15 protein-coding genes are annotated in these 13,113 nt (G+C 65.3%); 12 read left to right on the top strand and 3 right to left on the bottom strand.

Annotated elements, in window-relative coordinates:
- Positions 1-196 precede the first annotated feature (196 nt).
- Complete coding sequence (locus ACK41C_RS16320) at positions 197-676, top strand: endonuclease domain-containing protein (protein ID WP_409656368.1); 480 nt, start codon at positions 197-199, stop codon at positions 674-676.
- 8 nt (positions 677-684) lie between these two features.
- Here ACK41C_RS16320 and ACK41C_RS16315 read toward each other — a convergent pair whose 3' ends face one another.
- The gene (locus ACK41C_RS16315) at positions 685-1,335 is read right to left on the bottom strand and encodes an alpha/beta hydrolase (RefSeq protein WP_409656366.1); all 651 of its coding nucleotides are present in this window, start codon (positions 1,333-1,335) and stop codon (positions 685-687) included.
- A 165-nt stretch (positions 1,336-1,500) separates the two neighbouring features.
- On the opposite strand from ACK41C_RS16315, the gene ACK41C_RS16310 reads away from it, so the two are divergent.
- The 11 genes from ACK41C_RS16310 (at position 1,501) to ACK41C_RS16260 (ending at position 11,476) form a co-directional block, all read left to right on the top strand.
- Positions 1,501-1,956, top strand: coding sequence for an Rrf2 family transcriptional regulator (locus ACK41C_RS16310; RefSeq protein WP_409656364.1), 456 nt, complete (start codon positions 1,501-1,503; stop codon positions 1,954-1,956).
- Positions 1,953-3,086 (top strand): cysteine desulfurase family protein, encoded by a 1,134-nt coding sequence (locus ACK41C_RS16305; RefSeq protein WP_409656362.1) that lies wholly within the window; start codon positions 1,953-1,955, stop codon positions 3,084-3,086. Before ACK41C_RS16310 ends, ACK41C_RS16305 begins: the two co-directional genes overlap by 4 nt.
- 14 nt (positions 3,087-3,100) lie before the next feature.
- Positions 3,101-4,570 (top strand): Fe-S cluster assembly protein SufB, encoded by a 1,470-nt coding sequence (gene sufB / locus ACK41C_RS16300; protein WP_409656360.1) that lies wholly within the window; start codon positions 3,101-3,103, stop codon positions 4,568-4,570.
- The gene (locus tag ACK41C_RS16295) at positions 4,567-4,968 is read left to right on the top strand and encodes a hypothetical protein (protein WP_409656358.1); all 402 of its coding nucleotides are present in this window, start codon (positions 4,567-4,569) and stop codon (positions 4,966-4,968) included. Before sufB ends, ACK41C_RS16295 begins: the two co-directional genes overlap by 4 nt.
- Entirely contained in the window at positions 4,968-5,714 is a 747-nt protein-coding gene (sufC, locus tag ACK41C_RS16290; RefSeq protein WP_409656356.1) for a Fe-S cluster assembly ATPase SufC, read from the top strand. Before ACK41C_RS16295 ends, sufC begins: the two co-directional genes overlap by 1 nt.
- Positions 5,711-6,733, top strand: coding sequence for a Fe-S cluster assembly protein SufD (gene sufD / locus ACK41C_RS16285; RefSeq protein WP_409656354.1), 1,023 nt, complete (start codon positions 5,711-5,713; stop codon positions 6,731-6,733). Before sufC ends, sufD begins: the two co-directional genes overlap by 4 nt.
- A gap of 2 nt (positions 6,734-6,735) precedes the next feature.
- Positions 6,736-7,950, top strand: coding sequence for a cysteine desulfurase (locus ACK41C_RS16280; RefSeq protein WP_409656352.1), 1,215 nt, complete (start codon positions 6,736-6,738; stop codon positions 7,948-7,950).
- A gap of 8 nt (positions 7,951-7,958) precedes the next feature.
- Complete coding sequence (locus ACK41C_RS16275; protein WP_409656350.1) at positions 7,959-8,321, top strand: SUF system Fe-S cluster assembly protein; 363 nt, start codon at positions 7,959-7,961, stop codon at positions 8,319-8,321.
- An 18-nt stretch (positions 8,322-8,339) separates the two neighbouring features.
- Positions 8,340-8,738 (top strand): HesB/IscA family protein, encoded by a 399-nt coding sequence (locus ACK41C_RS16270; RefSeq protein WP_409656348.1) that lies wholly within the window; start codon positions 8,340-8,342, stop codon positions 8,736-8,738.
- A gap of 1,090 nt (positions 8,739-9,828) precedes the next feature.
- Complete coding sequence (locus tag ACK41C_RS16265; RefSeq protein ID WP_409656346.1) at positions 9,829-10,821, top strand: ImmA/IrrE family metallo-endopeptidase; 993 nt, start codon at positions 9,829-9,831, stop codon at positions 10,819-10,821.
- Positions 10,822-11,032: 211 nt separating this feature from the next.
- On the top strand, positions 11,033-11,476 hold the full coding sequence (locus ACK41C_RS16260) for a hypothetical protein (protein WP_409656344.1): 444 nt from the start codon (positions 11,033-11,035) through the stop codon (positions 11,474-11,476).
- 2 nt (positions 11,477-11,478) lie between these two features.
- Here ACK41C_RS16260 and ACK41C_RS16255 read toward each other — a convergent pair whose 3' ends face one another.
- Together ACK41C_RS16255 and ACK41C_RS16250 are read right to left on the bottom strand one after the other, a co-directional pair.
- Entirely contained in the window at positions 11,479-12,054 is a 576-nt protein-coding gene (locus ACK41C_RS16255; protein WP_409656342.1) for a hypothetical protein, read from the bottom strand.
- Positions 12,047-13,045, bottom strand: coding sequence for a bis-aminopropyl spermidine synthase family protein (locus tag ACK41C_RS16250; RefSeq protein WP_409656340.1), 999 nt, complete (start codon positions 13,043-13,045; stop codon positions 12,047-12,049). The genes ACK41C_RS16255 and ACK41C_RS16250 overlap by 8 nt, the downstream gene beginning before the upstream one ends.
- Between the last annotated feature and the right edge of the window lie 68 nt (positions 13,046-13,113).

The raw sequence follows: 13,113 nt of genomic DNA, 5'->3' as shown, positions 1-13,113 counted from the left end.
GGCCTTTCGGCCTGTCCTCTCCCGCAAGCGGGAGAGGAAGAGAGCTCACTATCATCCTCCTCTCCCGCGAGCGGGAGAGGAGGCCCGAAGGGCAGGTGAGGGCGAGGCGAAAGCCGAGGCCGCCGCAGGCGGGCGGCGCGAAGCGGCGCGCAAACCCTCTTGCCGACCGGCATGCGATCTGGAACATTTGCAGAACATGACCCGCCTGCTCGCCACCCGACGCGCCCGCGCCCTGCGGGCCGACCAGACCCGCGCCGAGGCCTGCCTCTGGCGCGCGCTACGGGACCGCCGCCTCGGCGGATGGAAGTGGCGGAGGCAGGTTCCCTGCGGCCCTTACATCCTCGATTTCCTGTGCGCCGAGGCGCGGCTGGTGGTCGAACTGGACGGAAGCCAGCACGCCGAGGCCGAAGCCTATGATGCGCGCCGAACCCGACATCTGGCGGCCCGGGGGCTGACGGTCCTGCGGTTCTGGAACGGCACGGTCCTGGAATCGCGATCTAGCGTCTGCGACTCCATCCTCGCCCATTGCAGCGACGCCGGCCCCGGCCCCCATCGCCCGCGTCCTCCTCCTCCTCCTCCTCCTCTCCCGCGAGCGGGAGAGGATGCCCGAAGGGCAGGTGAGGGCGAGGCGAAGCCGAAGCCGCCGTCAGGCGGGCGGCGCGAAGCGGCGCTCTAAGGCGACTCTCAGGCCGGCTCGGCCGCAAGCCGCTTGTCGAGATAGGCGCCGACCCGGCCTTCCACGTCGGGCAGGTTCTCGACCCAGAAGTGCGACGCGCCGTCCACCACCTCGTAATCGATGACGATGCCCTTCTGGGTGCGCAGCTTCGAGACCACCCGCTCCACCTCCACAGGGGGAACCACCGTGTCGGCGCCCCCGTGCAGGATCAGGCCGGAGGCCGGGCAGGGCGCCAGGAAGCTGAAATCGTACATGTTCGTTGGCGGCGAGACCGAGATGAAGCCATCGGTCTCCGGGCGCCGCATCAGAAGCTGCATGCCCACCCAGGCGCCGAACGAGTATCCGGCGACCCAGCACTGCGAGGCGGCGGGGTTGGTGGCCTGCAGCCAGTCCAGCGCCGTGGCTGCGTCGGCCAGTTCGCCGATGCCGGAGTCGAATTCGCCCTGGCTTCGGCCCACGCCGCGGAAGTTGAACCTCAGGACCGAGAAGCCGCGCTTCATGAACAGGTGGTAGAGCTGCACCGCCACGGGATTGTTCATGTGGCCGCCGGCCTTGGGGTGCGGATGCAGGATCAGCGCGATCGGCGCCGTCTCGCTCTTGCCCTGGGAGTACCGGCCTTCGATCCGCCCGGCCGCGCCGGTCAGAACCACCTCTGGCATGCCATTCCTCAATGTCGCGCGCAGGCCGGAATACTTGACTACTGCGCTTGGTCTTCCTAGATCGCGGCTGTCCGTCGGCGTCGGCGGCAGGCGCTTGCAAGGCGGGGCCTGTAACATAGGCGGCCGGCGAAATGCTCGAAAAATCGTTCGGGCCCGAGGAGTAGAATGCGGCTATCCACCAAGGGACGTTATGCGGTCATGGCCATGGCCGACCTCGCGCGGCGCGAAGGCGCGTTGGGCGAAGGCGACCGGGCGGTGGCGCTGGCGGAGATCGCCGCCCGCCAGCAGATTTCGCTCTCCTATCTCGAACAGCTTTTCGCCCGCCTGCGCCGGCGCGGCCTGGTGGTCAGCGCCCGCGGCCCCGGCGGCGGCTATCGCCTCGCCCGGGAGGCCGAGGCCACCAGCATCGCCGAGATCGTCCTGGCGGTGGACGAGCCCCTGCGCGCCACCCGCTGCAGCGCCAAGTCCAAGGGCTGCATGCTGAAGGGCGAGCGCTGCCTGACCCACGACCTTTGGGAGGAGATGGGCCGCCACCTGCAGTCCTATCTCGCCTCCGTCTCGCTCGCCGACGTGGTGAGCGGCCGACTCGCCCGTCCCGAACCTCAGGCGGAGGTGGCATGAGCGGGATCTATCTCGACTACAACGCCAGCGCCCCGGTGCGCCCCCAGGCCGTAGAGGCCGTGGCCGCCGCCCTGGCCGCCGGCGGCAATCCCTCGTCCGTGCATGCCGTCGGCCGCGCCGCCCGCGCGCGGGTGGAGCAGGCCCGCACCGAGGTCGCCGCCCTGGTTGGCGGCCCGGCTTCGACCGTGGTCTTCACCTCCGGCGGGACCGAGGCCAATGCGCTCGCCATCGAAAGCGCCGTCGCCACGGGATCGAAGCGCCTGATCGTCGGCGCCACCGAGCACGACAGTGTGCTGGAAGCCGCAAAGGCGACCGGGCTTCCCGTCGAGCTCCTGCCCGTCGACGCCCAGGGCGTGTCCGATCTCGATTGGCTGCGCGAACGGCTCGCCCGATGGGAGCCCGGCGACGGCCGTCCCTTCGTCGCCCTGATGCTGGCCAATAACGAAACCGGGGTCGTCCAGCCGGTGCGCGGGGCCTCCGAGATCGTCCAAGAGGCTGACGGCTGGCTGCATGTCGACGCCATCCAGGCGGCCGGCAAGATCCTCGTCGACTCCCGCCTTCTGGGCGCCGACACCCTTACCGCCTCGGCGCACAAGCTGGGCGGGCCGCAAGGCGTGGGCGCGCTCACCTTCGGCCCGCGCGCCACCCTGGTCCGGCGCCTGCACGGCGGCGGGCAGGAGCGCGGCCGCCGGGCCGGTACGGAGAACGTTCCGGGGATCGCAGGCTTCGCCGCCGCCGCCCGCGCCGCGCTTTCCGACCGCAACGACAACGCCGCCTGGCGCGACGCCGCCGCCGAGCGGCTGAAGGCCGAGGGCGCGATCGTCCTGGGCGACGGCGCGCCGCGCCTGCCCAACACCCTCTGCGTCGCCGCGCCGGACCATCCGGCCGAGCTGCAGGTCATGGCCCTGGACCTCGCCGGGGTGATGGTCAGCGCCGGCTCGGCCTGCTCCTCGGGAAAAGTCAAAGCCAGCCACGTGCTTTCGGCTATGGGTCATGCCGATCTCGCCGGCTGCGCCATCCGGGTCTCCGGAGGCTGGGCCACCACCGAAAGCGACTGGGCGGCCTTCGCCGACGCCTGGATCGAAATGCGTACCCGTCACGCCGCGCGTCGGCGCGCGCCTGCCGCGTGAGGAGTTAAGTCAGTATGGCCGCCGTCAAGCAGACCGTCGAACACGTCGAGAGCCTCGAAAAGTACAAGCACGGCTTCGTCACCGAGATCGACCAGGAGTTCGCCCCCAAGGGCCTTTCGGCCGACATCGTCCGCTTCATCTCGGCCAAGAAGGACGAACCCCAGTGGATGCTGGACTGGCGCCTCGACGCCTATGAGCGCTGGCTGGCCATGGACGAGCCCACCTGGGCCAAGGTCGCCTTCCCGCGCATCGACTATCAGGACGCCTATTACTACGCCGCGCCCAAGGCCAAGGAGGGGCCCAAGAGCCTGGACGAGGTCGATCCCGAACTCCTGGCCACCTACGCCAAGCTGGGCATCCCCTTGCGCGAGCAGGAGGTCCTGGCCGGCGTCCAGGGCGCGCCGAAATACGCCGTGGATGCGGTGTTCGACAGCGTCTCGGTGGTCACCACCTTCAAGAAGGAGCTGGCCGAGGCCGGGGTGATCTTCTGCTCGATGAGCGAGGCGATCCGCGAACATCCGGAGCTGGTGAAGAAGTACCTGGGCTCGGTGGTGCCGGTGTCGGACAACTACTACGCCTGCCTGAACTCGGCGGTCTTTTCCGACGGCAGCTTCGTCTATGTGCCGCCGGGCGTGCGCTGCCCGATGGAGCTCTCCACCTATTTCCGCATCAATGCGGAGAATTCCGGCCAGTTCGAGCGCACCCTCATCATCGCCGACGCAGAGTCCTACGTCTCCTATCTGGAGGGCTGCACCGCGCCGATGCGCGACGAGAACCAGCTGCACGCCGCCGTGGTCGAGCTGGTCGCCCTGGAGGATGCGGAGATCAAGTACTCCACCGTCCAGAACTGGTATCCCGGCGATCCGGAGACCGGGAAGGGCGGCATCTACAACTTCGTCACCAAGCGCGCCGACTGCCGCGGCGACCGCTCCAAGGTCTCCTGGACGCAGGTTGAGACCGGCTCGGCCATCACCTGGAAATATCCCTCCTGCGTGCTGCGCGGCGAGGGCTCCAGCGGCGAGTTCTATTCCATCGCCATCACCAATGGCCGGCAGCAGGCCGACACCGGCACCAAGATGATCCACCTGGGCGCCAACACCCGCTCGCGGATCATCTCCAAGGGCATCAGCGCCGGAAAGTCCTCCAACACCTATCGCGGCCTGGTCTCGGCCCACCCCAAGGCCAAGGGTGCCCGCAACTTCACCCAGTGCGACAGCCTGCTCATCGGCAAATCCTGCGCCGCCCACACCGTGCCCTATGTCGAGGCGCGCAACGGCCAGTGCGTGTTCGAGCACGAGGCCACCACCACCCGCCTGTCCGAAGACCAGCTCTTCTACGCCCAGCAGCGGGGGCTCTCCGAGGAGGAGGCCGTGCAGCTGCTGGTCAACGGCTTCGTCAAGGACGTCCTGCAGGAGCTGCCCATGGAGTTCGCCGTGGAAGCCCAGAAGCTCGTCGCCATTTCCCTCGAGGGATCCGTCGGATGACCGCCAAGACCGAGACCGAAACCATGTCCTTCCGCCGCGCCTTCGAAGCCGAGCACGCCCGCCGCGACGCCGAGCGCCGCGCCCGCGAGGAGGCCGAGCGCAAGCAGCAGGAAGAAGACCTGGCCCGCGCCGAGGCCCTGCATCGGGCGCTTGCGGAAGACGCGGCCTTCTTCGCCGAGCGGGGGATCACCCTCGACCTGCGCCGCTACACGGTCAGCCTCAATCACCAGGACTTCCTGATCGACGCCTATTTCGAGGGCGGCCGGGCCAATGTCCGCTCCGCCGACCGCCGCACCGCCACCACCCCCACCGCCGCCCCGCGCAAGTCCCAGATGGTCGACACCGTCGAGGACGCCCTGATGGTCATGGCCCAGTACCTGGCCGACGAGATCCGCTGATGCTTTCGATTTCCAACCTGCACGCCCGCGTCGACGACAAGCCGATCCTCAAGGGCCTGACCCTCGATGTGCCGGCCGGCGAGGTGCATGCGATCATGGGGCCGAACGGCGCCGGCAAGTCGACCCTGTCCTACGTCCTCACCGGCCGCGAGGGCTATGAGGTGACCGAGGGCTCGGCGAGCCTCGACGGCGAGGACCTGCTCTCGCTCGACCCCAGCGAACGGGCGGCCAAGGGCGTGTTCCTGTCCTTCCAGTACCCGCTCGAAATCCCCGGCGTACCGGCCCTGACCTTCATCCGAACGGCCCTGAACGCCCAGCGAAAGGCCCGCGGAGAGCCCGAAATCAGCGCTCCGGAGTTCCTGAAGCGGGCGCGAGAGACCGCTTCGGCGCTGAAAATCGACTTCGAGATGCTGAAACGGGCGCTGAACGTCGGCTTCTCGGGCGGTGAGAAGAAGCGGATGGAAATCTTTCAAATGGCGATGCTTTCGCCGCGCTTCCTCATCCTGGACGAGACCGACTCCGGCCTCGACATCGATGCTCTGAAGATCGTCGCCGAGGGCGTCAACGCGCTCAGAAGCCCTGACCGTGCGATGCTGATTATCACGCATTATCAAAGGCTTCTGGACTATATTAAACCTGATCGCGTGCACGTGCTGGCCGCCGGCCGCCTCGTCGCTTCCGGTGGTCCCGAGCTTGCGTTGCAACTGGAGCGCGAAGGTTACGACAAGTATGCGAGGGCCGCTTGAGCCTCGCTGAAGCCATCAGGACGCGGGATCTGGCGCAGCTGCCAGGGAAGCGGGACGAGGACTGGCGCTGGACGGACCTGAAGGGCCTGCTGCGCGCCCTGCCGCCGGCCTCGGAGGCCGTTCAGGTCGCCGAGCCCGGGCCGTTCGACGCCCTGGCCCAGGCCGTGCACGTGCTGGCCAACGGCGGCGGGACGGAGATCGCCGTGGCGGCCGGCGCCGAGCAGGCGCTCGCCCTGCGGTTCGTGGCCCGCGGCGAAGGCTCCCACGCCGCCACCGCGCGGATCGCGGTGGGCGAGGGCGGGCGGGTGACGCTGTTCGAGACCTATGAGGGCGACGAGGCCGCCTATGTCGCCGACGCGGCGCTGGCCGTCAGCCTGGCGCCGGGCGCGCGCCTGGAGCGCATCGTGCTGGCGAGCGACGGCGCCGAAGGCGTGCGCGTGACCCAGGCGGAGGTGGTGCTGGCCCCGGGCGCGAGCTTCGCCCAGACGACCCTGACCAGCGGCGCGCGGCGCCAGCGGCTGGAGACGCGGGTGCGCCACCCCGGCGGCCAGGCTCAGGTGCGGCTCGACGGCGCCTATCTGCTGGCCGGCAAGCGCCATGCCGACCTGACCACCGAAGTCGCGCATGAAGGCGTGGACGGGACGACCAGCCAGCTCGCCAAGGGCGTGGTGCGCGACCAGGCCCGCGGCGTCTTCCAGGGCCGGATCCTGGTGGCGCAGGGCGCCGACCGCACGGACGCCCGCATGGGCCACCACGCGCTCATCCTGTCGGACCGGGCCGAGGTGGACGCCAAGCCCGAGCTGCTGATCTTCGCCGACGACGTGCAGTGCGCGCACGGCAACACCATCGGCGCGCTGGACGAGGACGCCCTGTTCTACGCCGAGCAGCGCGGCATGCCCGAAGAGGTCGCCCGCGCCCTCTTGACCGAAGCCTTCGTGGGCGAGGTGGTCGACCGGATCGAGCACGAGGCCGCCCGCGAGATCGTGCGCGCCTGGGCCGCCGAACGGCTGGGGGCGTGAGCATGGCCTTCGACGTCGAACAGGCCCGCGCCGACTTCCCCATCCTGTCGCGCCAGGTGAACGGCAAGCCGCTGGTCTATCTGGACTCCGCGGCCAGCGCCCAGAAGCCGCGGGCGGTGATCGAGGCCATGAGCCGGGCGATGGAGCACTCCTACGCCAACGTCCACCGCGGTCTGCACACGCTCGCCAACGAGACCACCGACGCCTACGAGGCCGCGCGCCGCGCGGTGGCGCGGTTCGTCAACGCCGGCGAGGGCGAGATCGTCTTCACCAAGGGCGGCACGGAAGCGATCAACCTGGTCGCCGCAGGGCTGGGCGCGGCCATGGCGCCGGGCGACGAGGTCGTGCTGACCGAGATGGAGCACCACGCCAACATCGTGCCCTGGCACTTCCTGCGCGAACGCCGGGGCGTGGTGCTGAAGTTCGCGCCGGTCACCGACGACGGCCGGCTGGACCTGGAAGGCCTGCAGGCCCTGATCGGCCCGCGCACCAAGGTCGTGGCGCTGACCCACATGTCGAACGTGCTGGGCACCATCAACCCGGTGGCCGAGGTGATCGAGGCGGCGCATGCCGCCGGCGCCAAGGTGCTGCTGGACGGCTGCCAGGCCATCGTCCACCAGGCCGTGGACGTGAAGGCGCTGGACGTCGATTTCTACGTCTTCTCCGGCCACAAGCTCTATGGCCCCACCGGCATCGGCATCCTCTACGGCAAGGCTGCGGAACTGGCCGCCCTGCCGCCCTATCAGGGCGGGGGCGAGATGATCGGCGAGGTGGCGCTTGAGAAGATCACCTATGCCGACCCGCCGCACCGGTTCGAGGCCGGCACCCCGCCGATCCTGGAGGCCATCGGCCTGGGCGCGGCGATCGAATGGCTGAACGGCCTGGACCGCGCGGCGATCGCCGCCCACGAGGCGCGGCTCTATGCGCGCGTGCGCGAGGGCCTGGCCGGCGCCAACTGGCTGAAGGTGATCGGCGAGGCGCCGGGCAAGGGGGCCATCCTCTCCTTCACCGTCGACGGCGCGCACGCCCACGACGTGGCTCAGATCCTCGACCGCTATGGGGTGGCCGTGCGCGCCGGGACCCATTGCGCCGAACCGCTGATGCGGCGTTTCGGCGTGACCTCCTCCGCCCGGGCGTCCTTCGCCCTATATAACACCGAAGGGGAGGCCGACGCTTTCGTCGACGCCCTGACCCGCACCCAGGCCTTTTTCGCTTGAGCACGCCCATGGATGACGCCGCCGCCATCGAGCCCACCGCCGCCGCGCCGCTGAGCCAGGCGGAGCTCGACGCCCTGACCGACCAGCTGATCGAGAAGCTGAAGACGGTCTACGACCCGGAGATCCCGGTCGACATCTACGAGCTTGGCCTGATCTACAAGGTCGACGTTTCCGACGACAAGGACGTGGCCATCGACATGACGCTCACGGCCCCCGGCTGCCCGGTGGCCGGCGAAATGCCCGGCTGGGTGGAGGGCGCGGTCAAGGAAATCCCCGGCGTCCGGAACGTCTCGGTCGATCTGGTGTTCGATCCGCCGTGGGACCCCTCGCGCATGTCCGACGAGGCCAAGCTTCAACTGAACATGTTCTGACCCCATATCGGAACGCAGATGAGCCAGCTCGAAACCACCCCCGCCCCCCGCGCCCGCCGCCCCCGGCCCAAGGTCGTGACCCTGACCGAGGCCGCCGCCGCGCGCGTGCGCGAGATCATGGGCCGGGCCGAAAAGCCCTATGCGGGCCTGCGCGTGGGCGTGAAGAACGGCGGCTGCGCCGGCCAGGAATACACCCTCGAATACGCCGAGGAGGCCTCGCCCCTGGACGAGGTGGTGGAGGACAAGGGCGTCACCATCCTGATCGACCCCAAGGCCGTGCTGTTCCTGATCGGAACGGTCGTGGATTACGAAGTCACCAAGCTCTCGGCCAAGTTCGTGTTCCGAAACCCGAACGAGACGGACGCCTGCGGGTGTGGCGAGAGCGTGACGATCGTACCGCGGGCGGTGGCGGAGTAGGGGTTTCCTAGAGGAGGGTCCGGGTTGGTGACAGACGTGAGCACCAGGCCGGCGCTCACAGGCCAAGGCCTTTGCTGCAGTGCGCCTCGTGGGGACTAGAGGTGGCGACAGATCCGAAAGCGCTTATGAGGAAGAGGCGCGACGGGAAGGCCTCGCCCGATCTAAGGCGCGTGGTCCACAAATTATCCCCGCTTCTACCCACCGTAATTGGCCGCCCAGAACTGGCTGGCCAGTTGAGGGGGTCGAAGCCGGATGCAAGAACCGCTCAATGAGATTGGGTGTGGCCGGAAATCAAGACAACAATGACGCTGGGCTCCCCCTTGAATCGGGCCCAACTTATGTCTGTTGGTCCAGGATGCAGGCAGAGGCTGGTCAAGACCTCAATGCGATAGTGGCTCGGAAGGAACTTGAGCGGCGAGTCGGAGAGGGGTTGTTTTTCTGGGGGGTGGGCAACGCACCCTCCAGGATCATAAGCGCGCTCGCCCGGGCGAACGTGCCTGTGCAAGTTGTTTTCTCGCTGATGAAGTCCCGCGCCAAAGCCACTGACGTTGCTCCGGCGCGTGTAGTGGCCTGGCGCCGCTTTCTTGACGCACATGGAGCGGAGCGCGCTCTTCCCCAACACGCGTTGATCACAAGTCGCGGAAATAGCGGGAGTGGTCCAAAAAGAACCCATTACGCACTAATGTGCCATTCGCGGGAGCCCTTAGCCTTGAGGCGGGGACGGCCATTCGATCCGAAGGCGTACCGTAATGCTGCGGGAACTGGCGCTCCCGTGGGTTCATCTCAGGTTACTGCACTTCTTCGCCGCGTAGAGGAAGAAAGCCCCCATGCTGACTACGAGATCAATCTCAGCGCTTGCCTAACGGGAAGCTACTGGGTTCGCCTGACGGACCCTGTCGAACTCGACGCTGCAAAGCTGGCGACGATATCCAGCATTGAGAAAATCTCACCCCGACATTGGTATGACGCCGTAAAAGCAGTACTTTCGGGGCCGTCGCTCTATCCCGAAACATGCTCATCAGGCACATTAATTTAGGTCGACCTCAGCGGTCGAATCCCGTCTTCTGAAGTCCGCCCGTTGAGGAGCGCGGTGGCCAACGACTCAAAACAACTGATCGCTGAGCTGCGTAGAGCGGGCTTCAGCACGGCTGCGATCCAGGCAGCTTGGCCTTCTTGGTGGACGGAGGAAGCGGATGCTTCGCCTTCCGGAAGGGCCGAGTTGCGGTTTGCGCTTGCTCGCAGGCTGGGACTCGAACCTAAGCCCCTCCTTGGTGAGCGGGTAGAGTTTGTCTGGAACGATGAAGCTCGCTTTAAGCATCTATCCGTAGAAGACGGGACAACCAGAGCGGCCCTGACTTCCTTTGGTGTCTCTGTCGGGCGCCTTCTGCTTCAAGCAGTGCCGCGCGTTTCTCTCGCATCCGCTTCCGCTGAACAATTGCGCAACGCAATTCTAACTAACCAACCCTTTGTTGATCTTACTTCGCTGGTGGCGACCTGCTGGGGCCTCGGAGTACCGGTTATACATCTTCGGGTGTTGCCTCTTGAAGCGAAGTCGATGCATGCGATGGTCGTAGGCGTGGATGGGCGCTTTGCGGTCCTTCTCGCTCGCGATGCCAGCTATCCCGCTCCAGTTGCATTCACGCTCGCACATGAGCTCGGCCATGTGCTGTGCGGGCATTTGGCCGGCGCACCAGCCCTCGTGGACGTTGAAGACCCTGCATTCGCGTTGGAGAGGGACGAGCAGGAAATGGAAGCTGATTGCTTCGCCCTTACCCTTCTGACTGGTTCCTCGAATCCTGACATCCAGACTAACGTTGAAGAATTTAACGCTCCAACATTGGCCGGCGCAGTTCTAAAGGCGTCCGCGGAGTATGGGGTGGAGCCGGGGACCTTGGCTTTGTGTCTAGCCTATCGGCGGAAGAACTGGCCGGTAGCGATGTCGGCGTTGCGCTTTATTTACTCTCAGCCCAGACCCATTTGGCAGCATATCAACGGGATTGCCAATAGTCAGCTTGATTGGAGCGCGTTGAGCGAGGAGGGTGCCGATTACCTTCAGAACGTCATGGGCGGGACTTCTATCTAAGATGGTTGTTGTCGATAATGATGTAGCGTTGAAAATCTCGTGTTATTCCCTACACGACGAATTCTTGATTTCAACGACTGTTGCGAGCTCTCCTCCGTCTCTACTCGGTGTCGCCCGGTACGTAGTTGGCGGGCGCATACGGCGCACCCGCAGGCTCATCGATCGTAATCGCGCTCAGGCCTCGTTTGACGCAATTCTCGCCCGGGTGTCTATGCTTGAACCCGACAATACTGAGCTAGCGCTTGCGGCCGACTTCGAAGCAAACGCTCGTGAGCGCGGCTTGGAACTTGATGTCGGCGAGAGCCAGCTCTTAGCGATTGTCATTAACCGCGCGTTCTGTCTGATGATTACGGGCGATAAGCGCGCTATACGCGCGATCGCAGGGGTCTGTCCTCAGGAGGTCGAGAAACGCATCGCCTGCTTGGAGCAGCTGATCGGACAGATTGTCCAAACAACCGGATTACCTAATGTGCGGGCAAAGGTCTGCGCAGAACCGTTGACCGATCAAGCGATGTCTATCTGCTTTGGATGCAAGTCTGGCGGTGCCGACGATGGGGACGTCTTCGAAGGGCTAAAGAGCTATATCCAGGATATTCAGGCTGACGCGGCTGGGGTACTTCTGCCTGGTGAAAGCTTAGCTAACCTAGTGGCGTAGGCTTAGCGTTGCCCCCTTAAGAAAACCGCGTAGGGGGCTTTGGTTCGCGCGACGAAGTGGATGTCGATGTCTCGCGGTCGCGCATCGTTTGCGAGCTCTGGGGCGTCGAGGACTTCAAGGCAGGCCTTATCAACCCTGCCCTGAACATATCTGCTTCCGAGACGCCCAAGGCTAGGCCCGACGGGCACCCTCGTCTGGTCCAATGGCAACTTGAAGCGCTCCTCGTGCAGGTCTTCGATGATCATTGCGTATTTTGATCCCCTGACTTCGATAGCCTCAGGGATCGGCGACCAGTCGCGGCCGTCGTGAGAGTACTCAGCCGCCACTCCCTCACCAAAGTGATTAGATTTCATCGCTTCCATGCAGAGGTATATCGGACCGCGGTCAGCAAACGCCTTGGCGAACGGCTGCACCATCGAACTGGGGTGACACGTATTTCCTCCGTAGCCCCACATTCCGAAGCCAGCATCGCGAATTTCGGCCGTCTTCCGGGCGATAATGTCCGCAAGCGTTTCGTTTGCGTGAGTGCCGATCTTCATAAAAAGCAAACCGGACCCGGGTTTGATAATCTCATTCATGGGGCTTTTCCAAGTATTCGAGTTCGTATTCGTCTTCGTGCGCGACTCCATAATCAAGCCGGCGGCGGGCGCGTACGTACCGAACTTTAGGTGGTTGAGACAGGCCGTAGAAGTTCTTGAGGCGTTCCGGGTCCGTGAAGGCTGCGCTCGGAGCCGACGCACCATTACCGGGCAAGGCCGTAAGGTAGAGATTGCAAGACTTCAAGTCGGGCGCGTCATCTAGGTGGTATTCATGCAACTTCCGTTGCATCCGCGAGACGTAGAACCCGTGCTGAGCAGCGAACGATTGGACGCTCGCCAGCACGTGCTTAGGCCAGGGAAGGTCATCATCATCGGCGATCACCACCAGCCCTTCCCCGACGTGGCAAGTGGCCTCAATTCCCCGCTCGACGAAGCAAGTGACGCTGGCGCCGTTATTCGATGCTCCCCAAGGGGGATTGGTGTAGAAGCAGTCATATGGGAGACGGGGATTCATTGGATCGAGCACGTTGTAGAGTTGCGCGTCTAGATTCGGGATGCGCTCGCGATCGGCGAAATTCATCACTGCTTCCACCGTTCGCTCATCGAAATCAAAAACAGTGATATGCGAAGGCCCATAGTTTAGGACGTTTCGCGCACGGAGGTAGGCCACGCATACGCTTATGGCGTCTCCGTCGCCTATGAAGGCCAGGCGCTTTCCGTCTGCCCAATCAGCGACCATTTCGCTCTGGAGGACCATATCTCCGGTTTTCATGTGGATTTGGTCGAAAACGCGGAGGGGCCTCGGTCGGTTTTGCACAACATCCGACACGGCGTTGATAGCTGCCCTTAGGTCTACTCTTTTTCGCTCGCCTTCTGGCACTGGAGGACCGGTGACGCGATTGGGAGAACGTCTGAACCACCTCTTTAACCCGCCTAGCGGGCTAGTACGGGGATTCCGGCCGCCGCCGGATGACTGTTTTGCATTCTTAGTGCTCACTGGCCTGGCCCTTAGGCAGCGCGCCGTACGCATTCTAAGGCTAAGCTATCTCCAACTCTCGGAAATGGCGAGCGTTCGGATCGGGACAACTTTGGGCCATC

It is taken from the genome of Phenylobacterium sp. (genome assembly GCF_046290725.1).
Lineage (GTDB): Bacteria > Pseudomonadota > Alphaproteobacteria > Caulobacterales > Caulobacteraceae > Phenylobacterium.
The sequence above is the reverse complement of the archived record's forward strand: the minus strand, read 5'-3'. Positions and strand labels throughout refer to the sequence as shown.